Genomic DNA, 24280 nt, shown 5'->3' with positions numbered 1-24280 from the left:
CCGGGGCGGCAGCGTCCTGATGCGGTTGGGGAGCGGTGTCCAGCGAGGTGTCTGACGCGTCATCTATGGCGTTCTTGTGGGTCTGTTCCATCATCAACTCCATGACCCCGGTCAGACACGGTCGCCGGGGTAGTCAAAGGCGATTCTTCTCCGCCAGCAGTTCCGCGGCCCGGCGGGCAAAATAGGTGAGAATGCCGTCGGCACCCGCACGCTTGAAGCACATCAATGATTCGAGAATGACCTTGTCGGCATCCAGCCAGCCGTTCTGGAAGGCGGCCATGTGCATGGCGTACTCGCCGCTGACTTGGTAGGCGAAGGTCGGCACTTCCAGTTCACGCTTCACGCGAGACACCACATCCAGGTAGGGCATGCCCGGCTTGACCATCACCATGTCGGCGCCCTCGGCGAGATCCATGGCCACTTCATGCAGCGCTTCGTCGCTGTTGGCCGGATCCATCTGGTAGGTCTGCTTGTCGGCCTTGCCCAGATTGCCGCTCGAGCCCACCGCATCACGGAACGGGCCGTAGTAGTTGGAGGCGTACTTGGCCGAATAGGCCATGATGCGGGTATTGATCAGGCCTTCCTGTTCCAGCATGGCACGGATGGAGCCGATGCGGCCGTCCATCATGTCAGAAGGGGCCACGACATCGGCGCCCGCTTCCGCGTGTGACAGTGCCTGCTTGATCAGGGTGTCCACGGTGCGGTCGTTGAGCACGTAGCCGTCATCATCGAGGATGCCGTCCTGGCCATGCACGGTGTAGGGATCCAGCGCCACATCGGTGATCACGCCCAGCGTCGGGATGGCTTCCTTGAGGGCACGCACCGCGCGCTGCACCAGGCCATTGGCGTTGTAGGACTCCTCGGCCAGCAGGCTCTTGGCCTCGGCATCGATCACCGGGAACAGCGCGATGGCCGGCACGCCCAGCGCATGGACCTCACGGCATTCCTCGACCAGCAGGTCGATGGACAGGCGCTCGACCCCGGGCATGCTGGTCACGGCTTCACGACGCTGCGAACCTTCCAGCACGAAGACCGGCAGGATCAGATCATCGGCCGTCAGCTGGTTCTCGCGCATCAGGCGGCGAGAGAAATCATCCTTGCGCATGCGGCGCATGCGAATCGCAGGAAACTGGCGTGGGGTACGTTGACTCAAGAGAGGCTCTCCGGATCTAAGGCTCCGGTTCCGTGAGGGACGCTGGAAGTCTAGGTCTATAATATTTCAATGATATTACAGGCCAGACGGCGCCCATACGACCGAAGGAGATGGGATTGGCCGAGCAAGCTGTCGGCACGATGCTTTCGAGTATATCAGTGCATGCAGGTCGGAACAGGGGCGCGGCATGGGGCAGGGTGTCGCGTCGTGTGCACTGTCATCCTGCCCGCCGAACCGCGAGGGGCGCCCTTGAGATGTGGTCATGCCGCCCATAGTCTTGGGGCATCGGAGTGACGAATACCCAGGTGCTGCAGGCCGCCGGCATCATCTGTCCTTTCCAGCCGGTACCTCTTCACATGGTGCTTGCCTGTAGCGGATTCCTGTACGAATCTGTCACTTCTGACCTGTCGGCAGCCGCCGAGCAGTTCACCGTCAATGGAGTAACACATGACCAAGCAGGTAGCCCTGATCCTATCCGGTTGCGGTGTCTATGATGGCTCCGAGATCTACGAAACGACCCTGACCATGCTTCGGCTTGATCAGCTGGGCATCCGCTACGAGTGCTTCGCTCCGGACATCGATCAGCATCATGTGCTCAACCACGCCACCGGCGAGGAAATGGACGAGACACGCAATGTGCTGACCGAGTCGGCTCGCCTGGCGCGTGGCAAGGTGCGTCCGTTGCCGGAGCTGTCCGCCGAGGACTTCGACGCGCTGATTCTGCCCGGTGGCTTCGGTGCCGCCAAGAATCTCAGCAACTTTGCCGTCAAGGGCGCGGATCTGACGCTGGTGGATGGTCTGCGCGAGGTGGTGCAGCCCTTCCATGCGGCCGGCAAGCCGATCGGCGTGATGTGCATCGCGCCGGTGATGGTGCCGAAGCTGCTGGGCGAGGGGATCTCGGTCACCATCGGCACGGACCCTGAAGTCTCCGGCGCCATCAGTGCCCAGGGCGGTCTGCACAAGAGCTGTGAGGTGACGGATATCGTGATTGATGCCGCCAATCGCGTGATCACGACGCCAGCCTACATGCAGGCAGAGCGCATCTCCGAGGCTGCCGAAGGCATCTTCAAGCTGGTGGAGCGTCTGAACGGCTGGATCGAGGAAGACCAGGCCAAGGCCAGTCAACAGGATTGACACGGTCGCACGGCACCCAGCAGGAAACGACGAAGCCCCCGCCATTGGCGGGGGCTTCGTCGTTTCCTGCGTCATGATTCTTGCGCGTCATCGTTCAGGCGCTGTCTGCTCGAGTCTTCGCGTCAGGGGGCCTGCTGCGAGGCCTCATCATCGCTCGCCGGACGGCGGCGCTTGAAGGCGCGTGCGGCGAGAATCCCGACCTCGAACAGCAGCCACATCGGAATCGCCAGCAATGACTGCGAGATGACGTCAGGCGGTGTCAGCAGCATGCCGACCACGAAGCAGGCGATCACGATGTAGGGGCGTTTCTTGCTCAGCACCTCCACGGACGTGGCCCCCGTCCAGATCAGCAGGAAGGTGGCGATGGGAATCTCGAAGGCCACACCGAAGGCGAAGAACAGCTTGAGGACAAAATTCAGGTACTGATTGATGTCCGTCATGATCGCCACGTTCTCGGGGCCCGTGGTGGTGAAGAACTGGAACAGCAGCGGGAAGACGACATAGTAGGCAAACGCCGCACCCGCATAGAACAGCAGGATGCTGGAGGCCAGCAGCGGCAACGCCAACGCCTTCTCGTTCTCGTAGAGTCCCGGCGCGATGAAGGCCCAGGCCTGATAGAGCACCGCCGGAATCGCCAGGAACAGCGCCACCACCAGTGTCAGCTTGAAGGGGGCCAGGAAGGGCGAGGCCACCTCGGTGGCGATCATCTGAGAGCCGGGAGGCAGCAGGGCCATCAGCGGCTCGGCCACATACAGATAGATCTGATTGGAGAAGCCATACAGCGCCGCGAATACCACGAGGACCACGACAGTCGCACGCAGCAGGCGGGAGCGCAGTTCGATCAGATGCTCGATGAGCGGGGCGTGGGCAGCCTCGCCGGAGGCGGAGGGCTGCGGGTCATGCGGATCACTCATCAGGAACGCGGCTCCCGTGACTCACTGGTGGGGGTGGCGGAGGTCTCTTGCTCGCCTGAGGTCGTCTCCGTGGTCGAGCGAGCACTGTCGGCGGCAGGCGAGGCGTTGGCATCCTCCTGTGACGCGGGCGAGGAATGCGTGATGGTGGTTTCCACCTCACGCGCCTCATTGCGGGCATGTGCCAGGGTCTCGTCGAGCTGCTTCTTCTGCTCATTGAGCGTCTGGCGCAGTTCTTCGGCTTCCAGCTGGGCGCTGATTTCCTGCTGGATCCCCGAGACGCTGCGCTTGATGCGCCCCAGCCACAATCCCGCCGTACGTGCCGCCCGGGGCAGACGCTCCGGGCCGAGCACGATCAATGCCAGCAGCGAGATCAGTGCCAGTTCAAAAAAGCCGATGTCGAACATGCGGCTTACGAGCGCTTGTCAGCGGTATCGCGGCGCTCGGCCTCGACATCGATGGTATCGCCGCGGGATTCACCGTGGGAGACCTTCTGCTGAGGAGCCGTGTCTTCGGGGGCCTTTTCCTCTTCCTTCATGGCGCCCTTGAAGCCTTTGACCGCGCCACCGAGGTCTGATCCGACGTTGCGGAGCTTCTTGGTGCCGAAGATCAGGATGATGATGCCGAGCACGATGAGGAGCTGCCAGATACTGATGCCACCTAACATGGGAAGTTCTCCATTTTGGCCGATGGGACTAGGTCACGAGGCCTTGAGTCTTGCAGGGTGAGAGCACCACTGCCAGGGAAATCGGCTTGCGCTGCAAGTCGTCTGCTTGATCATCACTGACCGCGAGCGGCCTTTTCATCATGGCCGGAGACGCCGAAGCGTCGCGCCAGCTCATCCAGCACGTCCTGATGGTCCAGCCCGAGGTGAGAAAGCATTACCAGCGAGTGGAACCACAGGTCGGCGGTCTCACCGATCACTGCACGGTGGGAGTCCACGTCGTCCTGAGTGAAATCCTTGGCGGCCAGTACCGTTTCCGTGGCCTCTTCGCCAATCTTCTCCAATACCTTGTTGAGGCCCTTGTGATGCAGGCTCGCGACATAGGAGGACGTCGGATCAGCGTCGCGCCGCTCTGCCAGTACGTCTGACAGGCGGTTGAGAATATCACTCATGAATCATCATTCCTGAAAGCATGGGGTCTGGCATGAAAACCTTATCTGCATGAGAACCGTTGCATGAGAGCCGTTGCAGGAGCGTCGCGGCCAGCCGGACAACCGGGCCCGAGCGAAGGCAGCGAGTCCAGCCCGAGGCTCCTGCCTCATCGAGCACTGCCGCGAGGCAAGGCCCGGCGACTCAGGATGCAAGGGTTACATGACAATCATATTGCACTGCGCCCCGAGGGGCGGCAAGTTTCGGTCAGCGCCGCGAGCGAAGCAGGGGCGCGGCTAGCGCCACAGCAACAGCACGATGCCCAGCCCCGCGCCGACCAGCACCATCATCGGTTGCGTCTCGGCCCAGGCGATCAGCGGTTGCCAGCCGAAGGCCACGGCGATCAGCAGTCCACCTGCGCGCAAGCGCCAGCCGGTGCTGGACGCATGATTGACACGATCGCGCAGCGTGGCGAGTGCCTCGGTCTGACGCTGTCGAGCGCGGTGTTCATCATCGATGCGCTGCATGGCCTGGAAGGCCATCACCGGCAGCTGCGGCAGCTGATGTGACAGCTCCGGAGCCTGCTTGACCATCTCGGCCCAGAACGCCTTGGGGCCGGCGCGCTCCTTCATCCAGCGCTCCAGATAGGGGCGGGCGGTGGCCCACAGGTCGAGATCCGGATACAGCTGACGGCCGAGGCCCTCGATGTTGAGCAGCGTCTTCTGCAGCAGGACCAGCTGCGGCTGGACTTCCATGTTGAAGCGGCGCGCGGTCTGGAACAGGCCCAGCAGCACCTGGCCGAAGCTGATGTCCTTGAGCGGCTTCTCGAGAATCGGCTCGCAGACGGCCCGGATGGCCGCGGCGAACTCGTTGGCGCGCGTGCCTTCCCCGACCCAGCCGGACTCGATGTGCAGCGCCGCGACCTCGTAGTAATCCTGACGGAAGAAGGCCAGCAGATTGCGCGCCAGATAGTCCTGGTCCTCGCGGGTCAGGCTGCCGACGATACCGCAGTCGATGGCGATGAACTGCGGGTCATGGGCGTTCTCTCGCGAGACGAAGATGTTGCCGGGGTGCATGTCGGCGTGGAAGAAGTTGTCGCGGAACACCTGGGTGAAGAAGATCTCCACGCCGCGCTCGGCCAGCTTCTTCAAGTCGGTGCCCTGGGCTTCCAGCTCGTCGATGTCGGCGACCGGGATGCCGCGGATGCGCTCCTGCACCATTACCCGGCGCCGCGTCAGCGGCCAGTGGATGGTCGGCACGTAGAGCAGGGGCGAATCGAGGAAGTTGCGCTTGAGCTGGGAGGTGTTGGCGGCCTCCTTGTGCATGTCCAGCTCATCGAACAGCGTGGCCTCGTAGTCGGAGACCACTTCCACGGGGCGCAGACGCCGTGCTTCCGGCGAGAGCTTCATCAGCAGACGCGCGAGCAGATACAGCAGGCCGATATCCTTGCGCATCACCTCTTCGATGCGCGGGCGGATCACCTTGACCACCACGTCGGCACCATCGTGCAGGCGTGCCGCATGGACCTGGGCGATGGAAGCCGAGGCCAGCGGTTGCGCCTCGAATTCGGCGAAGGCTTCCTCGACCGGCATGCCCAGCTCCTGCTCGACCAGTTCGCGCGCCACCTCGTTCTCGAAGGGCGGCACCTGGTCCTGCAGGCGCTTGAGCTCATCGGCGACGTCCGGTGGCAGCAGGTCACGACGAGTCGAGAGCATCTGGCCGAACTTGATGAAGATCGGGCCCAGCGCTTCGAGTGCCAGCCGCAGGCGCTCACCACGCGAGCGCTTGCCGACAGGCAGCAGGCGCAGCGGTGAGAGCTTGACCAGCGGCCGCAGCAGCGCAGGTACGCGAGACAGCGGGATCAGATCATCCAGTCGATAGCGGGCGATGACCCACAGGATGCTCAGCAGGCGATAGAGTCTCACGACGGCTGGCACTCCCGATCAGCGGACTGTGGCGTGGTGACGGCCTCCAGATGGCGTCGCAGGCGCGCCAGGCGTGCCTCGGTGCGATCCAGGCACTGGGTCAGCTCGGTCAGCTCGTCCCGCGCGACCTGCAGCTGAGCATGGCCGGGCAGCCAGCGTGCTTCCTCGGTCAGATACTCGCGCAGATCCAGCTCCAGCTCACGACGGCTGGTCAGCCCGAAGCGACCGAGGCTGCGCAGGCCGGTGGCCAGACTATGACCGGGGGTCTCGCCGAACCATTCGCTCAAGGCCCCTTCCCAGTCGAGATCGAGATCCATCACCAGATCCCGTGCGCTTTCCAGCAGGTGCAGACGGCCACGCACGGCCAGGCGGCCCTCGAACATCAAGCGCTCGATGGGCTCACCGGACAGCAGTGCCGCGGCAGTTTCCATGTCCAGCTCCACCACCACGTCGCCGTCGCTCTCGTTGGCCTCGGGCAGGCGCAGCAGATGCAGCCCCTGCAGGTCGAAGTGCACCAGCAGGTCGAAGGCGGGGCGCTCCAGGCGCAGCAGCAGGCGTCTGCCGGCAAGCGCATTCAGGCGCATGGCGGAGGCGGGGTCACGGGCGAGCAGGCGGTTGAGCGTGCGTTCCGCCGTCGCCACCAGCAGGGGGGTCAGCAATGCCATGACAGCCTCAAAGCTTGATACCACGGTGCAGCGCGACGATGCCACCGGTGAGATTGGTGAACTCGACACGCTCGAGACCTGCCTCTTCCATCATGCCGGCCAGGGTCTTCTGGTCGGGGTGCATGCGAATGGATTCGGCCAGATAGCGGTAGGAATCGGCGTCGCCAGCGACCATCTCGCCCATCTTCGGCAGCAGGCGGAAGCTGTACTGATCGTAGGCGGTGGAGAGCAGCGGATTGACCGGCTTGGAGAACTCCAGCACCAGCAGACGGCCTCCGGGCTTGAGGATGCGCTGCATGGAGCGCAGGGCCTTGGCCTGGTCGGTGACGTTGCGCAGCCCGAAGGCGATGGTGATGATGTCGAAGGTGTTGTCAGGGAAGGGCAGCGCCTCGGCATTGGCCTGCACATACTCGACATTGCCACCCACGCCGCGGTCGAGCAGCTTGTCACGCCCGACGTTGAGCATCGAGGCGTTGATGTCGGCGAGCACCACGCGACCCTTCGGGCCGACCAGGCGCGAGAACTTCAGCGTCAGATCCCCGGTGCCACCGGCAATGTCCAGCACCGTCTGGCCCGGACGGGCACCGGCACGCTCCAGGGTAATGCGCTTCCACAGACGGTGGATGCCGAAGGACATCAGGTCATTCATCACGTCGTACTTGGCGGCGACACTGTGGAAGACATCCGCGACGCGGCCTGCCTTCTCGTCCACGGCAACTTCCTGATAACCGAAGTGAGTCGTACGCTTGTCCATGACTTCCCCTGTTGTGACGCCACCCATGGGGGACGTCAGCGCAATATGGTGAGCTTTCGCAGTGGCTCGATTGTAACCGCTGGCCAGCGGGCTGTCTTTTGACAAGACGTCGAGTCGGACATCTTGCCGCGCCCCATTGGCATCAGTGGCTTACAGCTGATTGAGCGGAATGCCTAGCGGCTCACGCGAGGCACCGGCCTCTTCCAGCTGGCGCAGGTAGTAGGCCCACATGGCATCGCGGCGGTTGGCCAGTTCCCACAGGTATTCCCAGGTGTAGAGGCCGCTGTCGTGGCCATCATCGAAATGCAGCTTCAGCGCGTAGCGACCGCTCTGGGTGATGTTGGCCAGACCGACGTGGCGCATGCCGACCTGCAGCGTTTCCTGGCCGACACCGTGTCCGCGCACTTCCGCGGAGGGGGACATCACGCGCAGGAATTCGGTGCTGAGGCGGAAAGTCTGGCCATCCGCATAGCCCAGTTCCAGTTCACGCTCCGACTTGTGATAGTGCACGCGCGTCGGTACCGGGGCCTCGTCGGCGTCACGGGCATGGCGCTCATTGAGGCGGTAGTCGCGCTGCTGGCTGCGAGGTTCGTCCTGCTCGGCAGCGTGGTCTTCAGGTGTGTCGTGGCTCATCAGGGCATCCTCGTGTCAGCCCGCCGTCCAGCATGACACCACGCTGTAAGGCGACCGAAGGAACAGGAGCGTCGAGCGACATCTCGGGCGCATCGACGTATCTATGTCGCATGATGCACTGACGCCCGAACCGGGCCAAGCCGGATCGGGCGTCAGTGGCATCTCTCAAGGTGGCGATTGCCGCCATGAGGGCTTCTCGCGGGTCAGGCGCTGACGCCAGACGTCAGAGAATGTAGCGCGACAGGTCTTCGTCACACGCCAGGTCACCCAGGCGAGCATCGACATAGGCGGCATCGACCTTGAGCTCACCCGCCTGATCGGCACCTTCGTAGGAAATCTCTTCCAGCAGGCGTTCCATCACGGTATGCAGACGACGCGCGCCGATGTTCTCGGTGCCTTCGTTGACCTGATAGGCGATCTGGGCGATACGCTCGATGGCGTCATCCGCGAAGCTCAGCTCGACGCCTTCGGTGGCCAGCAGCGCCTTGTACTGACGGATCAATGCCGCGGACGGCTCGGTCAGGATGCGCTTGAAGTCGTCCGGGGTCAGGGCATTGAGCTCGACGCGGATCGGCAGACGGCCCTGAAGCTCCGGAATCATGTCCGAGGGCTTGGACAGGTGGAAGGCGCCGGAAGCGATGAACAGGATGTGGTCCGTCTTGACCATGCCGTGCTTGGTGGAGACGGTGGAACCCTCGATCAGCGGCAGCAGATCGCGCTGCACGCCTTCACGGGACACGTCGCCACCACTGCCGGACTCGCCACGCTTGGCGACCTTGTCGATCTCGTCGAGGAAGACGATACCGTTCTGTTCGACGGCCTCGATGGCACGGCTCTTGAGGTCTTCATCGCTGACCATTCTGGCCGCTTCTTCCTCGTGAACGAGCTTGAGGGCTTCCTTGACGCTGATGCGACGGCTTTCCTTCTGCTGCTTGCCCATGCTGGAGAACATGGACTGCAGCTGACTGGTCATCTCTTCCATCCCCGGCGGGGTGGCGAAATCCAGGCTCTGGCTGGCCGGGCTCAGCTCGATGTCGATTTCCTTGTCATCCAGCTGACCTTCGCGCAGCTTCTTGCGGAACATCTGACGCGTGCTGCTGTTGTTGGCCGCCGCATCATATTCCTCGCCACGGGCGCGCGGCAGCAGCGCATCGAGGATGCGATCCTCGGCGGCATCCTCGGCCTTGTCGCGCACTTCCTTCATGGCCTCTTCACGCACCAGCTTCATGGCGACCTCGACCAGGTCACGGATGATCGATTCCACGTCACGTCCGACGTAGCCGACCTCGGTGAACTTGGTCGCCTCGATCTTCAGGAAGGGCGCGCCGGCCAGCTTGGCCAGACGACGGGCGATCTCGGTCTTGCCGACACCGGTCGGGCCGATCATCAGGATGTTCTTCGGGGTGACTTCCGGGCGCAGATCATCGTTGAGCTGCATGCGACGCCAGCGATTGCGCATGGCCACGGCCACGGCACGCTTGGCTTCCGGCTGACCGACGATGTGCTGATCGAGGGCGTTGACGATTTCCTTCGGGGTCATCTGGGACATCTCAGGACAGCTCCTCGATGATGGCATTGTGGTTGGTGAAGACGCAGATGTCGGCCGCGATGGAGATGGACTTCTCGGTGATCTCGCGGGCGGACAGCTCGGTGTTCTCGATCAGGGCGCGGGCGGCGGCTTCGGCGAAGTTGCCGCCGGAGCCGATGGCCAGCACGCCGTGTTCGGGCTCGACCACGTCACCGTTGCCGGTGATGATCAGCGAGGCATGCTTGTCGGCCACCACCAGCATGGCTTCCAGCTTGCGCAGGGCGCGGTCGGAGCGCCACTCCTTGGCCAGTTCCACGGCGGATTTCACCAGCTGGCCCTGATACTTCTCGAGCTGCGCTTCGAAGCGTTCGAACAGCGTGAAGGCATCGGCGGTACCGCCAGCGAAGCCGGCCAGCACCTGATTGCGATACAGGCGACGCACCTTGGCGGCGTTGCCTTTCATGACAGTGTTGCCAAGGGATACCTGGCCGTCACCAGCCAGGGCGACCTGGCCGTTGCGACGCACGGAGACGATCGTGGTCATGGATAACTCCTGAGAGAGCATGCCGGCGATTGGAATAAGGTGAACGGGGCCGGGCATGGCATTTCGGGGCAGACGAGGCCAGGGCCTCGTCGCGTAAAACGGGTGGTGGTCGTCAGTCTGGCAATTGTCACTGCTTGCCGCGACGTGTCACTGCCACCGTGGCGGATCGCGGTCTGATATCTCACCGGAATGCTGTAAATGGGGGCGCTGATGCGGGTTTCAAGTCATCGGCGACTCAGCGTTGACGCCCGTTGTGCAGAGGGCTGGCGCCCTTTACGCAACGGGCCCGCTCAACATGTGAGCGGGCCCGTTGGCCTGTGGCGTCATGCCGAGGTCATTGCAGCTTGATCAGCAGAGGCTCGATGCCCTGGGTGTTCATCAGATCCTGTGCGCGGTTGAGCTCGCGGGTGTCCTTGTACGGGCCGACCTGAACGCGGTGCCAGACGGTACCGCCAGAAGCATTGACGTCACTGACCTTGGCCAGCAGGCCGAGATCCTTGAGTTTGCCGGCCAGTTTCCTGGCATCGGACATCTCGCGGAAGGAGGCCGCCTGCAGCATGTAGTTGGTCAGCGAAGCCTCGGACTTCTTGGTGCTCTCGGCGCTGCCCGGACGCGGAGTGGACTTGTACTCATCCACCTTGGGGGCGATCACCTCGGTTTCCGGCAACAGGGTGTAGAACTCGAAGGTCGGCATGCTGCCGCCGCTCTCTTCGGGAGTGTCCTTCTGCGATGCCTTGTCCTGCTGGCTACCCTGTTGTGCGGCCTGCTGACCATTCTGCTGAGTGTTGGCCTTGGGCACGATGGCAGCCACCGGCAGACGCGGCGCCTGTTGCTGGAAATACTGAGCCAGCACGAAGCCGGCGACCAGACCGACGATCCCCCACAGCCATCCCGGGAAGCCGCGGCTCTGACTGGCGGCGGGCTGCCGGCGGGGGCTGGCTCCCTGACGGGAAGCGGGCTTCTTGCTGGCGGGGCGGCGAGCAGCCATGGCTTACATCTCCTCGGGAGCGCTGACACCCAGCAGGGCCAGGCCGTTGCGGATGACCTGAGCGGTCGCCAGACCCAGCGCCAGGCGCGCGTTGCGGGTCGCGTCGTCCTCGACCATCACCTTCACCGCGTTGTAGCAGGTGTGGAAGTCAGAGGAGAGGTCCTGCAGATACTGAGCGACCTGCTGCGGTTCCCGCACCTTGGCGGCGTGGGTGACGACGTCCGGGAACTGGGCCATGCGATTCATCACGGCCTTTTCCTGATCGCTGGTCAGCAAGGACAGTTGCGCCATGGCCAGAGATTCATCGAAGGCCTTGTCTTCACGGCTGGCCTTGCGCAGCACGCTGTGCACGCGGGCGTGGGCATACTGGATGTAGTAGACCGGGTTGTCGTTGGACTGGGAGCGGGCCAGGTCGATGTCGAAGGTCAGCTGGGAGTCGGCGCGCCGCGCCGCCAGGAAGTAGCGGGTCGCGTCGCGGCCGACTTCCTCGATCAGGTCGCGCAGGGTCACGTAGCTGCCGGCACGCTTGGAGAGCTTCACTTCCTCACCGGAGCGCATCACGGTGACCATCTGGTGCAGCACGTAGTCCGGCCAGCCTTCCGGGATGCCGGCCTTGAGGGCCTGCAGGCCCGCACGCACGCGAGTCACGGTGGAGTGGTGGTCGGCACCCTGTTCATTGATGACCTGGGTGAAACCGCGCTGCCATTTGTCCAGGTGGTAGGCGACGTCCGGCAGGAAGTAGGTGTAACCGCCGTCACGCTTGCGCATCACGCGGTCCTTGTCATCCCCGAAGTCGGTGGTGCGCAGCCACATGGCGCCATCGTCTTCGTAGGTATAGCCGTTGTCGACCAGGCGCTTGACGGTGTCTTCGACCTTGCCGTCACGGTAGAGCGAGGATTCGAGGAAGTAGACGTCGAACTCGACGCCGAAGGCCTTGAGGTCCAAGTCCTGTTCATGGCGCAGGTAGGCGACGGCGAAGACGCGGATGGCGTCGAGATCGTCAGGTTCCGCGGCGCCCGTGACCTGCTTGCCATCGGCTTCGACGGTATCGCCGGCCATGTAGGAGGCGGCCAGTTCGCGGATGTAGTCACCGCGATAGCCATCAGCCGGCCAGCTGGCGTCATCCGGGCCCAGGCCCTTGGCGCGTGCCTGAACGGAGAGCGCCAGATTGTTGATCTGGGCGCCGGCGTCGTTGTAGTAGAACTCGCGCGTGACGTCGTGGCCGGTGGCGGCCAGCAGGCGGCACAGCACGTCGCCGACCGCAGCGCCACGCCCGTGACCGACATGCAGCGGCCCGGTCGGATTGGCGGAGACGAACTCGACCTGGACCTTCTCGCCGGCGCCCACGTCGCTGTGCCCGAAGCGGTCACCTTCGCTGAAGACGCGGCGCACGATGTCGGCCACCGCCCCGGTCTCGGCGAAGAAGTTCAGGAAGCCGGGGCCGGCGATCTCGACCTTGGAGACCGCGTCGGAGGCCGGCAGGGCGGCGACCAGCTTCTCGGCCAGCTCACGCGGCTTCATGCCGGAAGCCTTGGACGTCATCATCGCCAGGTTGCTGGCGTAGTCGCCGTGGGTCTTGTCCTTGGTCGGGTCGACCTTGATCTGCGGGCTGGCGTCGGCGGGCAGAGTGCCGTCGGCCTTGAGGGAATCCAGGGCCTGGCCCAGCAGTTCGATGATCGTCTCTTTCATGGAATATCGGTCTCTTCACGGCTCAGGTCGCACCGCGTGCTCTGGAGCAGGCGGTTGCAGGCATCAGGCCTGCGGGCAATGGGGGAGTGCGGATGTCGCTGCACGATGGCGGGCATTATCACCGATCCTGCGGCTTGCATAAACCGTCGTGATCAATCACGGCGCAATCCGTGTCCTGGCGGGATAGTGGTCAGTTCAGTATCGGAGCTGGCGACACCTGCCTGAGCCCCCCTGCCAGACTCAGGCCATGCCGATGGGATCGACATCCAGTGACCAGCGCAGGCGGCGCGCGTCACGATCCTGCTCGCAGAGCGTCACCAGCCAGGCGGCGGCTTCATGCAGCGGGCCGCGTTTCGCCGCGCGCAACAGCAATTGGGCGTGATAGCGATTCTGGCGGCGCTCCATCGGCGCCGGTACCGGGCCGAGGCAGTCCACCTTGAGGTCGGCGCTGTCGATGTGCTGACGCAGGGCGCTTCCTACCTTCAACAGCCACTGCTCGACCTGCTGCTGATCGGTGGCTTCGGCGCGCAGCAAGGCCAGATGGCTGAACGGCGGCAACTGCGCGATGCGGCGCTCCTCCAGCAGCTCGCCGGCCAGCTGTGGGTAGCCGGCCTGGATCAGTGTCAGCAGGTTGGGGTCTTCCGGATGGCGGGTCTGGATCAGCACCTCACCGGGGCGTTCGGCGCGTCCGGCTCGCCCCGCGACCTGCACCAGCAGCTGGGCGGATTGCTCCAGCGCACGGAAGTCGGCGGCGTAGAGTCCGCTATCGGCATTGACCACCACCACCAGCGTGACGTGGGGGAAGTGGTGGCCCTTGGCCAGCATCTGGGTGCCGACCAGCAGGCAGGGTTCGCCACGGCGGATCACTGCCAGCGCTTCACTCATGGCGTCCTTGCGTTGGGTACTGTCGCGGTCGATGCGCAGCACCGGCACGTCGGGGAATTTCTCGCCGAGCAGCTCTTCGGTGCGCTCGGTGCCCGCGCCTTGCGGACGAACATCGCCGCTGCCGCAGGCCGGGCAGGCATCCGGCAGCGGGCGGGTGCGTTCGCAGTGATGGCAGGTCAGCTGCGGGGGATGGCGATGCAGGGTCATGCGTGCGTCGCAGTTGTCACATTCGGCGATCCAGCCGCAGGCATGGCAAGTCAGCGTCGGGGCGAAGCCGCGCCGATTGATGAATACCAGCACCTGATCGCCCTGGGCGAGGCGCTTCTCGATGGCGTCCAGACTCTGGGTGGAGAGTCCGCCCAGCGTCATGCGGCCGCGCAGGTCGATCGGGTGCAGGCGTGCCGGTTGGCTGCGCCCGGCACGCTGATGCAGATGCAGGTGAGTGAAGCGCCCTTCGCGGGCATGACGCAGGCTTTCCAGAGACGGCGTGGCGCTGCCGAGCACCACCGGGATGCCTTCCTGCTTGCCACGTACCAGCGCCAGATCCCGGGCGTGATAGCGCAGGCCATCCTGTTGCTTGAAGGAGCCATCGTGCTCCTCGTCGACGATGAGCACCCCGAGCTTTGCCATCGGCGTGAAGATGGCAGAGCGCGTGCCGATCACGATGCGCGCGCGGCCGCTGCGTGCCGCCTCGAAGCCATCGAGGCGCTCGCCATCGCTGACGCCGGAATGCAGCATCACCTGGGGGACGCGGAAACGTCTGCGGAAGCGCTCCAGTGTCTGGGGCGTCAGGCCGATCTCGGGCACCAGCACCAGAGCCTGGCCGCCGCGATCCAGCACCGCCTCGATCAGTTGCAGGTAGACCTCGGTCTTGCCGGAGCCGGTCACGCCCTCCAGCAGCGTGGGGGAGAAGCGACTCAGGCCTTCATGCAGGCGCGAGAGCGCGCGGCCCTGCTCGTCATTGAGTGCCAGGCTGGGCTCGGCCAGCACGCCCTTGCTGGCCTGCTCCGGGGTGGCGCCGGTGACAGGCTCTTCACGTGATTCGATGAAGCCACGACTGCGCAGGGTTTCCAGCTGCTGGCGGGTGAAGCCTTGGGCGGTGATCGCGCTGTGTACCAGGCCATGACGGTGCTGAGCGAGCAGCTCGAGCAGTGCGATCTGGCGGGTCGCGCGGCCGAGGCTGGCCGGCTCCGTGATACGCCCCTTGTCGGTGAGTGACCAGCGCTCACGGGTGCGTGCCTCGAGGGCACGTCCCTGGCGCAGCAGCGATGGCATCGCCTGCGCGAAGGTGTCGCCGAGCGAGTGCTGGTAATAGCGTGCGGTGAACTGACATATCCACAGCCAGTCGGCCGGCAATGGCGCTTCGTCGATCACCTCGCTGACGGGCTTGAGCTTCTCGATGGGAAAGGCTGAGTCGCTGCGCAGCTCCGCGATCACCCCGACCAGCTGGCGACGGCCGAACTCGACGCGCACGCGCAGACCGACCTGCCAGCCATGGCGAGGTGGCTGGCGTGCTGGCAGATAGTCAAACAGGTCGCGCAGGGGGCCGGGAATCGCGATGCCCAGTACACGTCCGGGCAGGTGAGTCGCAGTCTTGTCGCTGGTGTCAGGCACGCAAGGCATCCGAGGAAGAGAGAATGAGAAGACGAGAGGAAAACGCCACGCAGTCTACAGAGTGTTGCCGGCAATAAACGTCACAAAGTTTGGTCTTGTCGCAGATGGCTGGTAAAATGCGTCGCCTTCCGTCGGAGTCGGCGGAATGACCGGTTACATCCAAAACCCGTGTACGGTGCCTGGCAATCGATCAGGTGGCGGTGCACAGCGACCTGAGGTTACACACCATGAAACAGGGTATCCATCCGGACTACCAGCGCCAGACCGCAACCTGCTCCTGCGGCGCGCAGCACGAAATCGGTTCCACTTCCAAGCAGACCTTCGCGCTGGACGTGTGCTCCGAGTGCCACCCGTTCTACACCGGCAAGCAGAAGCAGGCTACCACCGGTGGCCGCGTCGAGCGCTTCAACAAGCGTTTCGGTGCTGCCATCAAGCGCTGATACCTTCAGCTGCTTGTCGCTTGCATGGCGCTGTGCATCGCGCAGCGCCATCAACGAAAAAACCCGCTTGCGAGCGGGTTTTTTTGTGCCTGTCATTCGATGCAGGTGAGGGGATTGGTGCCGAGATGGCACTATTCCAGCGCCACCAACGCATCACCCCTCTGCGCGGGAGGCATTTCCATTTCCGGCGCCGGATGCGCGCGGTCATTGCGCGGATTTTCATGAGATACGCGGGGCGAAACGCCACGCCGACCCGTCAGTGATAAGGAAAGGTTTATGACTGAGTGGGGCATCCATAACGTTAGACGAATGGCTAAAACAGTTTTTAAACATCCGTATTAATTCCTTTTATAACAACAAGTTGCGTTGGTTGTTCGCGAGGGGGTTTTTCTATATTCTGGTCACAGCCAACCCCCGCTAAAATACCGGATGACACGCATGTCTGATGCCATGAAGAAAGCAGCACTGCAATATCACGCCGAACCGATTCCCGGAAAGCTGTCCATCGAGCTGACCAAGCCGACAGAAACTGCCAAGGACCTCGCGCTGGCCTACAGCCCGGGTGTAGCCGAGCCGTGCCGCGAGATTGCTGCCGATCCGGAAAATGCCTACTTGTATACCGGCAAGGGCAACCTGGTCGCCGTCATCTCCGATGGCACCGCCATCCTGGGGCTGGGCAATCTCGGGCCGCTGGCTTCCAAGCCGGTCATGGAAGGCAAGGGCGTGCTGTTCAAGCGCTTCGCTGGCATCAACTCCGTCGACGTCGAGATCGATGCGGAAAGCCCGCAGGCCTTCATCGATACCGTGCGTCGCATCCACACCACCTACGGTGGCATCAACCTGGAAGACATCAAGGCACCGGAGTGCTTCGAAGTCGAGCAGGCGTTGATCGAACAGTGCAACATCCCGGTCTTCCATGATGACCAGCACGGCACGGCCATCGTCACCGCTGCCGGCATGCTCAACGCACTCGATATCGCCGGCAAGTCCCTGGAAGACGCGCGTATCGTCTGCCTGGGCGCTGGTGCTGCCGCGATTGCCTGCATGAAGCTACTGGTCTCCAGTGGTGCCAAGGTCGAGAACATCTTCATGCTCGATCGCAAGGGCGTGATCCACAGCGGCCGTGATGACCTGAATCAGTACAAGGCGATGTTCGCCACCGAGACCGAGCTGCGTACGCTGGATGATGTCATCGAAGGTGCGGACGTCTTCGTCGGCCTGTCCGGCCCCAACCTCTTGAAGGCCGAGCAGCTCAAGAAGATGGCTGACACGCCGATCGTGTTCGCGTGCTCCAACCCGGATCCGGAAATCCATCCGGATACCGCTCGCGAAGCGCGTCCGGACGTCATCATGGCGACAGGTCGCTCCGATTACCCGAACCAGGTCAACAACGTGCTGGGCTTCCCGTTCATCTTCCGCGGTGCGCTGGACGTGCGAGCCACACGCATCAATGAAGAGATGAAGCTGGCGGCCGTTCACGCGCTGAAGGACCTTGCTCGCGAGCCGGTCAGTCAGGACGTGCTGGATGCCTACGAGATCGACAGCCTCGAATTCGGTCCGGGGTATATCATCCCGACGCCGATGGATGCGCGTCTGCTCGAGCGTCTGCCGGCTGCCGTGGCGCAAGCCGCCATCGATTCCGGTGTCGCGCGCAAGCCCTATCCGGCGCATTACCCGCTGACCAATGCGGATCAGGTCTACGGCTAAGCGTCATCGGGCCCCGCTTGCGGGGTGCTGAAGAAAAAGCCCTCGTCGGAGATGTCCGGCGAGGGCTTTTTGCTGTCTGTCCAACAACTTTCAGTGGCGCACTAGAAGCTGTAGAGAATCGAGGCGGCGGTGGTGGTGTCGGTCTTGGCGTCCGTGTCATCCGGCGGGCTGGTGTTGTTCTTGATCTCGTGGGAGAGCTTCAAGGCCAGGCTGGAGTTGATGGAGACGGTCAGTGCGGTATAGCTGCGGCTGATGATGTTGTCCCGGGTACCTTCCACCGAGAACTGCTGCTCGAAATTCGAGGTATCAGACAGCTGCCAACGATAATCCATGGCCGTGTAACCGAGGAGATAGTTCTCGTGATCCCCCTCGGTGATATTGTCGTAGCGATAGCCCGGACCCGCCTCGACAGAGAGATTGTGCTCAGGGCCTGACAGCAGGCGAATCCCGTACCCCCCGATGGAGGTGACTTGATCGTCATAGCCGGAGAAGCGCTCCTTCTCCCAGCGCAGCAGCCCGAAGGCATAGCGATCACGCCCCAGGTCATAGCGCTCACGCTGACCGATCAGGTACTGCTCGGTGGTGGTCTCGCCGCTGCTGGACACATGCTTGGCTTCCATGCGGAAGGTATGGGTCCAGGGCTTGAGGTGCCAGGACAGGCGGGCCTTGCCCAGCAAGGTTTCGCTGTTCGAGTTGCCGGAGAGCTTGGTAAAGCCCAGCTCGGCCTGACCGCTGAATGGCTCGGAATCCTCGCTGGCGGCGGGGGGAGCGTAGAAGAGGTCATCATCGGCACTGGCCTCGCGAAGCGGGCTCAGGGCCAGACACAGCAGCAGGGTCATGCGCAGTGTGGGCAATGGGTGAAGCATGCAGACTCCGGGCATGGTGAAAGGGGGCATTGAAGGACAGCGAGGCCAGATGGATGAAAGAAGAGCGACCATGGGCCGCTCTTCTTTCACCTCACTGCGCGCGGTGTGGACGGGCGCAGGTGACCTGCTTCAGATCAGAAGATGGCCTCGAAAGTTCCAGTACCTTCTGAGCCGCTCTGTTGCTCCAGCTCCTTGCGGATGGTGCGTTCCTTGTAGGGCGGCAGATTGTCCTTGCGGAACAGCTCGCTGACGCCGCCGGATTGACCACTGTGCAGGCGCTTGCCGGACTCCGGGTCGATGGTCGCGCTCACGATGTCATCGGGGCGCTCCATCCTGGCGGATGGCATGCCCTTGAGGGCGCCACGCATGTAGTCGACCCAGATGGGCAGCGCGGCCTGGGCACCGTACTCGGCGAGGGTGTCATTGGAGTCCTTGCCGACCCAGACGGTCGCGACCAGCTTGCTGTTGAAGCCGGAGAACCAGGCATCACGCTGGTCATTGGTGGTCCCTGTCTTGCCAGCCAGGTCATCGCGACCAAGCGTCAGGGCCCCACGGCCGGTGCCGCGCTTGATGACGTCTTCCATCATGTCACGGATCAGGTACATGGATTCCGGCGAGGCGATGCGCTCGGCCAGCGGATACTGACGGCCATCACGATTGACGGTCACCATGCCCGGCGTGCAGTTGGCGCAGGCGACGGCCGGATGAGCTTCGTAGTCGGTCTCGTCGTCACCGCGCGTGACGGTGTCGATGTACCAGGGTTCGACACGGAAGCCGCCGTTCGAGAGTACGGCGTAGGCACGGGCCATTTCCAGCGGTGTCAGCGAGGCGCTGCCCAGTGCCAGTGACAGGCCGTTGGGCAGCTCTTCGCGCTTGAAGCCCACCTTGACGAGGAAGTCGAGCGTCTTCTCGAGACCGACGGTCTGCAGCAGTCGCACGGACACCAGGTTCAGGGAGCGATAGAGACCAACGCGGATCCGGGTCGGGCCAGTGAACTTGCCGCCGGCGTTCTCCGGGCGCCATACCTTGTTGCCATCCTGCATGACCACCGGAGCATTGTTGATGATGGTCGCCGGTGACATGCCGCCCTGCTCGAGCCCCGAGAGGTAGATGAATGGCTTGAAGATGGAGCCGGCCTGACGACGTGCCTGAATCGCTCGATTGAACTTGCTGGCGGAATAGCTGAAGCCGCCCTGGAGTGCGAGGATGGCGCCACTTTCCGGGTCCAGTGAAACGATGGCCGACTGGGCATCCGGCAGCTGACCCAGGCGATAGCCATCATCTTCCTTGATGACGCGTACCAGATCGCCGACCTGGGCGATCTCGGCGGCAGAGCCGGGTACACCACCGCGCCAGCGGGAGCTCTTGTACTCGCGAGCCCATTTCAGGCCGTCCCAGCCAATCGTGGCCAGGCTGGCGTCTGCCAGCAGGACCTTCATCTGCTTGCCATCATTTTCCACCACGATGGCGGCTTCGAGCGGGCCATAGTCCGGCGTGCGATCCAGCACTTTCAGCCAGTTGGAGACATCGCGGTCGATGCCCTCGATGCGCTTCTCGCTCTTCTGGGCGGCCTGTCTGGCCGTTTCCAGCACTTCGGGAGAGCGAGAGATCTCTTCTTCGAGGCCGGCCTGATCGGTCTGGTCCTGAGCTTCCGCCAGTGACGCCGCGATACCGGATTCCTCCACGCCACGCCAGCCATGGCGGGTGTCATAGTCGATCAGGCCCTTGATCAAGGCATCGCGAGCCTGCGGCTGCAGCTTGCTGTCCAGCGTCGTGGTGATGCGCACATTGTCGGTATATGCCTTGTCACCGAAACGATCGACCGCGAAGCTTCTGGCCATCTCTGCGACGTAGGGCGCCTCGACTTCCGGGCGCGTGTAATGGCGTGCCGCGGTGATCGGTGCCTTGACGGCCTCGTCATAGGCCTGAGGCTCGATATAGCCCAGTTCCTTCATGCGCAGCAGGATCCAGTTGCGACGGATCAGGGCGCGCTGAGGGTTGGTGAGCGGGTTGAAGCTGGAGGGGGCCTTGGGCAGGCCTGCCAGCATGGCCTGCTCGGCCAGGGTCAGTTCATCGAGAGACTTGTCATAGTAGGTGCGTGCCGCAGCCGCGATCCCGTAGGCGCGATGGCCCAGGAAGATCTTGTTGACGTAGAGCTCGAGGATCTCCTGCTTGGAGAGGATCTGCTCCATCTGCAGTGACAGCAGGATTTCGCGAATCTTGCGCGTGAACGTCTGATCCAGCGTCAGCAGGTAGTTGCGCGCGACCTGCATGGTGATGGTGCTGCCGCCCGATTGGATGCTGCCGCTGGAAGCCAGCTGGACGGCGGCACGCGCGAGGCCCTTGGGGTCGATGCCCGGGTGCGAGAAGAAATTGCTGTCCTCGGCCGCGAGCAGGGCATCCACAAACGTCTCGGGGATCTCGTCGAAGGTGACCGGGATGCGGCGCTGGTCACCGTATTCGCCGATCAGCTTGCCGTCACGGGTGTAGATGCGCAGCGGCGTCTGCAGCTTGGTATCCTGCAATTGATGAACATCGGGCAGGCCAGGTGCGAAATACAGGGAGGCGCCGACGATGGCCAGCAATCCCGCAGCACACAGTGACAGCAGCAGCCAGAACACTGGCGAAAGTAGTCGTCTCAATAGCTTCATGGGCAAGACAGGGTCCGTGGGTAATGAAAGGCGGGTGGCTGCGGGGGGATTGGCAATTCCATTGCTGGGGCATTATAAGTAGCGGGTCCAGATGCGGCCAGCGTTGAACCCTGTCTTGCGCGTCTGTTGTGTTATTCTGCGAAACATAATGTAACCTCTCAGCAGAAGAGGGTGCCGCGGCGGTGCCGCACGGGAAGCGGCGGCCCGCCAGTCAGACGGGGTCGTCATCAGAGCAGGGGAATGCCAATTGCTGGGACTCAAATCCGCCGGCAAGGGACTGATTGGCGTCGATATCACATCGGCGACCGTCAAGCTCCTGGAGCTGTCCAGACACGGAAATCGATACCAGATCGATAGCTACGCGGTGCGCCCCTTGAAGGAAGGCGCAGTCGTCGAGCGGCGCATCCGCGACATGGATGAAGTCGTGCTGGCGATCAAGCGCGCGGTCGAGCAGGCCCAGCCGCGCTCGCGACGAGCCGTCGTGGCGGTGCCGGCCAGTGCCGCCATCACCAAGACGTTGAGCTTTCCGACCAATCTGGCCGATGACGAGATCGAGCAGCGCATCGCGCTCGAATCCGAGAAGCATTTTCCCTTCCCGCTCAATGACGTGGCGTTCGACTTCCAGCATCTGGGGGTCAATGCCCGCAATCCTGATCAGCAGGATCTGCTGCTGGTGGCCTGTCGCAGCCTGGATGTCGATCAGCTCACCTCCGCGCTCGAGCAGGCCGGCCTTGAGCCGTCAGCGGTCGATGTCGAGACCTTTTCGCTGGAGCGTGCCTTCGGTGAATTGCGCCATCAGCTCCCCCCTACCTACGACAATGAAGAGTGCGTCGCGGTCGTCGATATCGGTGCCACCATGACGGCTTTTCATGTCATCCAGAACGGTCGCATCGTCTACAGCCGGGATGCCGTGTTCGGGGGGCGTCAGCTGACCGACGAGATCATGAACCGTTTCGATCTTTCCAATGACGAAGCGGGCCTGGCCAAGAAGCGCGGTGGTCTGCCGGACACCTATGACAGTGAAGTGCTGGATCCGTTCCGTGACACGCTCGTGCAGCAGATCGCGCGCTCCCTGCAGCTCTATTACACCGCCGGCAAGCGTCGTGAGGTCCAGCGCATTCTGCTGGGAGGAGGGACCGCCGCCATTCCCGGATTACGTGAGTCACTGGCAGGGCACACCGGACTGGAAGTGATCATGGCCAATCCCTTCACGCACATGAGCGTCAACCCTCGAGTCGACATCCAGGCGCTGGCCGGTGATGCCCCTGCGATGTTGACGGCCTGCGGGCTTGCGATGAGGAAGCGCTCATGACCATCGAGATCAATCTGCTGTCGTGGCGTGAGGAGCGTCGCGAGAAACGCAGCAAGCGCTTCTTCGGCATTCTGGCGCTGGCCGCCGTGGTGGGGGTGGGAGCCGGGTTTGGCATGAGCGAGTATTACCAGAGCCAGCTCGAGGCGCAGAAGCAGCGGCATGCCTTCATCGAGAAGGAAATGGCGCGGCTGAATCGCGATATCAAGGAAGTCGAGGATATCGAGAGTCGGCGTGATCAGATGCTGGCGCAGATCGAGCTGATTCGCAGTCTGCAGTTCTCGCGCCCGGAAACGGTACGTGTCTTCAATCAGCTCGTTGCGACGCTGGTCGAGGGTGCCTGGTACCAGAGCATCAGTCGCAGCGGACGTCAGATCAAGGCCAACGGCATCGCGGAGAATACGCGTCAGGTGTCCGGTCTGATGCGCACGCTTGCGGCATCGGATGTCTTCGGTACGCCGACACTGTCCGACGTACAGAGCAGCGACGATGATCGTCGCAGCTTCAATATCATGATTCCCGAGACACCGACGGCTGTCGCTTCCAGTGCTGCCGATACGAAGGCCGCCAGGCAGGGAGGTCGGAAATGAGTTTCCTCAATGCCGAAGTGCGTCGTCTCAAGTCGACGGACTTCCAGGATCTCGACCTCAAGGAGGCGGGTATCTGGCCCGTCACCTTGCAGGTGGTATTGGTGCTGATCGTCTTTGGTGCCCTGTTCTGGGCGTCCCACTGGTTCCTTGCGGCACCCAAGGCCGAGGATCTTGAGCGCCTGCAGGCCAAGGAACGTCAGCTGCTGAGCCAGTTCGAGACCAAGGCCTTCAAGGCGGCCAATCTGCCCGTGATGCGTGAGCAGATGGCCGAGCTGGAGACGCGCATGGAACAGCTGCTCGAGATGCTCCCGACCGATGCCGAAGTGCCGGCTCTGCTCGATGACATCAGCGAGACGGCCATCAACAACCAGCTGGAGGTGGAATACATTCGCCTCAAGCCGGCCCAGAATCGCGATTTCTACGTCGAGCAGCCCTTCGATATCAAGGTGCGCGGCGATTACCACCGCATTGCCGCCTTCGTGTCTGGGGTCGCCGGGCTTTCGCGTATCGTGACGTTGCATGACTTCGTGCTGACACCGGTCTCGCAGGGTGAAGACCTGGAGTTGTCGCTGCTGGCCAAGACTTACAACTACCGCCAAGGCGCACCGTTGCCATCGGGAGGTAAATGATGAGTCTGACGACACGTCGCAAGCATGTCGTGCTGGGTGGTGCGGTGTTGCTGACACTGCTGGCCGGTTGTGGTGACCCGCAGCTGCCTGCGCTGGAGAGCGAGCTCGAGTCGCTCAGAGGGCGGCCGACGGGGCAGGTCAAGGACCTGCCGCCTCAGCCCGAGTATCATCCCGTGACGTACGACATGGCAGATGCTCGCAGTCCTTTCCAGTCGCGACTGCCGGAGCCGGAGGAGGAGCTCGCCATGGTGGACAATGGCGTGCGGCCGGATCTGGATCGCCCCCGCGAGCCTCTTGAGGCCTGGCCGATGGAGCAGCTCAGCATGGTGGGGACCCTGGATGTGGACGGCAGTCGCTCGGCGTTGATCTTGACGCCGGAGCAGGAGGTGCAGCGTGTGAGTGTCGGCGGACACATGGGGAGCAATTTCGGCCGCATCATTCGCATCGGTGATACTCAGCTGGACCTGGTGGAAATCGTGCCCAACGGTCAGGGCGGTTGGATCGAACGAACCCGCGCCATGGCATTGACTCAACCGGCAGATGCCAGCGGTTAGCGCGTGCTGGCGGCGCTG

The 24280-nt window shown here is 63.2% G+C and carries 23 protein-coding genes; 7 read left to right on the top strand and 16 right to left on the bottom strand.

Annotated elements, in window-relative coordinates:
* Positions 1-133: 133 nt before the first annotated feature.
* Complete coding sequence (gene hemB, locus AC26AR_RS14945) at positions 134-1153, bottom strand: porphobilinogen synthase (RefSeq protein ID WP_136939602.1); 1020 nt, start codon at positions 1151-1153, stop codon at positions 134-136.
* A 447-nt stretch (positions 1154-1600) separates the two neighbouring features.
* On the opposite strand from hemB, the gene elbB reads away from it, so the two are divergent.
* A complete protein-coding gene (elbB, locus tag AC26AR_RS14940; protein WP_077377888.1) occupies positions 1601-2287 on the top strand; it encodes an isoprenoid biosynthesis glyoxalase ElbB in 687 nt (228 codons plus the stop codon).
* A 122-nt stretch (positions 2288-2409) separates the two neighbouring features.
* On the opposite strand, the gene tatC is transcribed toward elbB, so the two are convergent.
* From tatC to AC26AR_RS14875, 13 genes are all read right to left on the bottom strand, one after another.
* The gene (gene tatC, locus AC26AR_RS14935; protein WP_077377891.1) at positions 2410-3201 is read right to left on the bottom strand and encodes a twin-arginine translocase subunit TatC; all 792 of its coding nucleotides are present in this window, start codon (positions 3199-3201) and stop codon (positions 2410-2412) included.
* Positions 3201-3605 (bottom strand): Sec-independent protein translocase protein TatB, encoded by a 405-nt coding sequence (tatB, locus tag AC26AR_RS14930; protein ID WP_488107274.1) that lies wholly within the window; start codon positions 3603-3605, stop codon positions 3201-3203. Before tatB ends, tatC begins: the two co-directional genes overlap by 1 nt.
* A gap of 5 nt (positions 3606-3610) precedes the next feature.
* Positions 3611-3865 (bottom strand): Sec-independent protein translocase subunit TatA, encoded by a 255-nt coding sequence (tatA, locus tag AC26AR_RS14925; RefSeq protein ID WP_084207831.1) that lies wholly within the window; start codon positions 3863-3865, stop codon positions 3611-3613.
* Between the two features lie 113 nt (positions 3866-3978).
* A complete protein-coding gene (locus tag AC26AR_RS14920) occupies positions 3979-4314 on the bottom strand; it encodes a phosphoribosyl-ATP diphosphatase (protein ID WP_077377900.1) in 336 nt (111 codons plus the stop codon).
* Positions 4315-4587: 273 nt separating this feature from the next.
* Positions 4588-6216 (bottom strand): ubiquinone biosynthesis regulatory protein kinase UbiB, encoded by a 1629-nt coding sequence (gene ubiB / locus AC26AR_RS14915; RefSeq protein ID WP_084207832.1) that lies wholly within the window; start codon positions 6214-6216, stop codon positions 4588-4590.
* Entirely contained in the window at positions 6213-6881 is a 669-nt protein-coding gene (locus tag AC26AR_RS14910) for a ubiquinone biosynthesis accessory factor UbiJ (protein WP_077377906.1), read from the bottom strand. Before AC26AR_RS14910 ends, ubiB begins: the two co-directional genes overlap by 4 nt.
* A 7-nt stretch (positions 6882-6888) precedes the next feature.
* Positions 6889-7635 (bottom strand): bifunctional demethylmenaquinone methyltransferase/2-methoxy-6-polyprenyl-1,4-benzoquinol methylase UbiE, encoded by a 747-nt coding sequence (gene ubiE, locus AC26AR_RS14905; RefSeq protein WP_077377909.1) that lies wholly within the window; start codon positions 7633-7635, stop codon positions 6889-6891.
* Positions 7636-7785: 150 nt separating this feature from the next.
* Entirely contained in the window at positions 7786-8145 is a 360-nt protein-coding gene (locus AC26AR_RS14900) for a gamma-butyrobetaine hydroxylase family protein (RefSeq protein WP_240499733.1), read from the bottom strand.
* Positions 8146-8491: 346 nt separating this feature from the next.
* The gene (hslU, locus tag AC26AR_RS14895) at positions 8492-9817 is read right to left on the bottom strand and encodes an ATP-dependent protease ATPase subunit HslU (protein WP_077377915.1); all 1326 of its coding nucleotides are present in this window, start codon (positions 9815-9817) and stop codon (positions 8492-8494) included.
* A 1-nt stretch (position 9818) separates the two neighbouring features.
* Entirely contained in the window at positions 9819-10340 is a 522-nt protein-coding gene (gene hslV, locus AC26AR_RS14890) for an ATP-dependent protease subunit HslV (RefSeq protein WP_077377918.1), read from the bottom strand.
* A 334-nt stretch (positions 10341-10674) separates the two neighbouring features.
* The gene (locus AC26AR_RS14885; RefSeq protein WP_077377921.1) at positions 10675-11328 is read right to left on the bottom strand and encodes an SPOR domain-containing protein; all 654 of its coding nucleotides are present in this window, start codon (positions 11326-11328) and stop codon (positions 10675-10677) included.
* Positions 11329-11331: 3 nt separating this feature from the next.
* Complete coding sequence (gene argS, locus AC26AR_RS14880) at positions 11332-13017, bottom strand: arginine--tRNA ligase (protein WP_488107273.1); 1686 nt, start codon at positions 13015-13017, stop codon at positions 11332-11334.
* A 240-nt stretch (positions 13018-13257) separates the two neighbouring features.
* Positions 13258-15525 carry a primosomal protein N' gene (locus tag AC26AR_RS14875; RefSeq protein WP_176494252.1) on the bottom strand — a complete coding sequence of 756 codons (2268 nt, stop codon included), beginning with the start codon at positions 15523-15525 and terminating at the stop codon, positions 13258-13260.
* A 218-nt stretch (positions 15526-15743) separates the two neighbouring features.
* On the opposite strand from AC26AR_RS14875, the gene rpmE reads away from it, so the two are divergent.
* Together rpmE and AC26AR_RS14865 are read left to right on the top strand one after the other, a co-directional pair.
* Positions 15744-15956 carry a 50S ribosomal protein L31 gene (rpmE, locus tag AC26AR_RS14870; protein ID WP_077377930.1) on the top strand — a complete coding sequence of 71 codons (213 nt, stop codon included), beginning with the start codon at positions 15744-15746 and terminating at the stop codon, positions 15954-15956.
* A 438-nt stretch (positions 15957-16394) separates the two neighbouring features.
* Positions 16395-17663 carry a malic enzyme-like NAD(P)-binding protein gene (locus AC26AR_RS14865; protein WP_077377933.1) on the top strand — a complete coding sequence of 423 codons (1269 nt, stop codon included), beginning with the start codon at positions 16395-16397 and terminating at the stop codon, positions 17661-17663.
* 101 nt (positions 17664-17764) lie between these two features.
* On the opposite strand, the gene AC26AR_RS14860 is transcribed toward AC26AR_RS14865, so the two are convergent.
* Together AC26AR_RS14860 and AC26AR_RS14855 are read right to left on the bottom strand one after the other, a co-directional pair.
* Positions 17765-18529 carry a DUF481 domain-containing protein gene (locus AC26AR_RS14860; RefSeq protein WP_103751453.1) on the bottom strand — a complete coding sequence of 255 codons (765 nt, stop codon included), beginning with the start codon at positions 18527-18529 and terminating at the stop codon, positions 17765-17767.
* A 134-nt stretch (positions 18530-18663) separates the two neighbouring features.
* Positions 18664-21180 (bottom strand): penicillin-binding protein 1A, encoded by a 2517-nt coding sequence (locus AC26AR_RS14855; protein ID WP_303567381.1) that lies wholly within the window; start codon positions 21178-21180, stop codon positions 18664-18666.
* A gap of 247 nt (positions 21181-21427) precedes the next feature.
* On the opposite strand from AC26AR_RS14855, the gene pilM reads away from it, so the two are divergent.
* From pilM to AC26AR_RS14835, 4 genes are read left to right on the top strand one after another with little or no spacing between them, the layout of a single operon-like run.
* Positions 21428-22492 (top strand): type IV pilus assembly protein PilM, encoded by a 1065-nt coding sequence (gene pilM / locus AC26AR_RS14850; protein ID WP_103751454.1) that lies wholly within the window; start codon positions 21428-21430, stop codon positions 22490-22492.
* A complete protein-coding gene (locus AC26AR_RS14845) occupies positions 22489-23079 on the top strand; it encodes a PilN domain-containing protein (RefSeq protein WP_077377939.1) in 591 nt (196 codons plus the stop codon). The genes pilM and AC26AR_RS14845 overlap by 4 nt, the downstream gene beginning before the upstream one ends.
* Complete coding sequence (locus AC26AR_RS14840; RefSeq protein WP_077377942.1) at positions 23076-23708, top strand: type IV pilus inner membrane component PilO; 633 nt, start codon at positions 23076-23078, stop codon at positions 23706-23708. Before AC26AR_RS14845 ends, AC26AR_RS14840 begins: the two co-directional genes overlap by 4 nt.
* Entirely contained in the window at positions 23708-24262 is a 555-nt protein-coding gene (locus AC26AR_RS14835; protein WP_170212622.1) for a pilus assembly protein PilP, read from the top strand. Before AC26AR_RS14840 ends, AC26AR_RS14835 begins: the two co-directional genes overlap by 1 nt.
* The last annotated feature ends 18 nt before the right edge of the window (positions 24263-24280 follow it).

The organism is Cobetia sp. PS-4MA, from assembly GCF_057670765.1.
This window is presented reverse-complemented; position numbering and strand designations above follow the sequence as displayed.

Excerpts from the sequence above, each read along its gene's own strand:
- hslU (WP_077377915.1), bottom strand. The coding sequence starts at position 9,817 with ATGTCCCAGATGACCCCGAAGGAAATCGTCAACGCCCTCGATCAGCAC.
- tatC (WP_077377891.1), bottom strand. The coding sequence starts at position 3,201 with ATGAGTGATCCGCATGACCCGCAGCCCTCCGCCTCCGGCGAGGCTGCC.
- AC26AR_RS14910 (WP_077377906.1), bottom strand. The coding sequence starts at position 6,881 with ATGGCATTGCTGACCCCCCTGCTGGTGGCGACGGCGGAACGCACGCTC.
- tatA (WP_084207831.1), bottom strand. The coding sequence starts at position 3,865 with ATGTTAGGTGGCATCAGTATCTGGCAGCTCCTCATCGTGCTCGGCATC.
- tatB (WP_488107274.1), bottom strand. The coding sequence starts at position 3,605 with ATGTTCGACATCGGCTTTTTTGAACTGGCACTGATCTCGCTGCTGGCA.
- AC26AR_RS14840 (WP_077377942.1), top strand. The coding sequence starts at position 23,076 with ATGAGTTTCCTCAATGCCGAAGTGCGTCGTCTCAAGTCGACGGACTTC.
- AC26AR_RS14920 (WP_077377900.1), bottom strand. The coding sequence starts at position 4,314 with ATGAGTGATATTCTCAACCGCCTGTCAGACGTACTGGCAGAGCGGCGC.
- AC26AR_RS14860 (WP_103751453.1), bottom strand. The coding sequence starts at position 18,529 with ATGCTTCACCCATTGCCCACACTGCGCATGACCCTGCTGCTGTGTCTG.
- AC26AR_RS14835 (WP_170212622.1), top strand. The coding sequence starts at position 23,708 with ATGAGTCTGACGACACGTCGCAAGCATGTCGTGCTGGGTGGTGCGGTG.
- AC26AR_RS14845 (WP_077377939.1), top strand. The coding sequence starts at position 22,489 with ATGACCATCGAGATCAATCTGCTGTCGTGGCGTGAGGAGCGTCGCGAG.
- argS (WP_488107273.1), bottom strand. The coding sequence starts at position 13,017 with ATGAAAGAGACGATCATCGAACTGCTGGGCCAGGCCCTGGATTCCCTC.
- AC26AR_RS14885 (WP_077377921.1), bottom strand. The coding sequence starts at position 11,328 with ATGGCTGCTCGCCGCCCCGCCAGCAAGAAGCCCGCTTCCCGTCAGGGA.
- AC26AR_RS14855 (WP_303567381.1), bottom strand. The coding sequence starts at position 21,180 with ATGAAGCTATTGAGACGACTACTTTCGCCAGTGTTCTGGCTGCTGCTG.
- ubiE (WP_077377909.1), bottom strand. The coding sequence starts at position 7,635 with ATGGACAAGCGTACGACTCACTTCGGTTATCAGGAAGTTGCCGTGGAC.
- hslV (WP_077377918.1), bottom strand. The coding sequence starts at position 10,340 with ATGACCACGATCGTCTCCGTGCGTCGCAACGGCCAGGTCGCCCTGGCT.
- elbB (WP_077377888.1), top strand. The coding sequence starts at position 1,601 with ATGACCAAGCAGGTAGCCCTGATCCTATCCGGTTGCGGTGTCTATGAT.
- AC26AR_RS14865 (WP_077377933.1), top strand. The coding sequence starts at position 16,395 with ATGTCTGATGCCATGAAGAAAGCAGCACTGCAATATCACGCCGAACCG.
- rpmE (WP_077377930.1), top strand. The coding sequence starts at position 15,744 with ATGAAACAGGGTATCCATCCGGACTACCAGCGCCAGACCGCAACCTGC.
- AC26AR_RS14875 (WP_176494252.1), bottom strand. The coding sequence starts at position 15,525 with ATGCCTTGCGTGCCTGACACCAGCGACAAGACTGCGACTCACCTGCCC.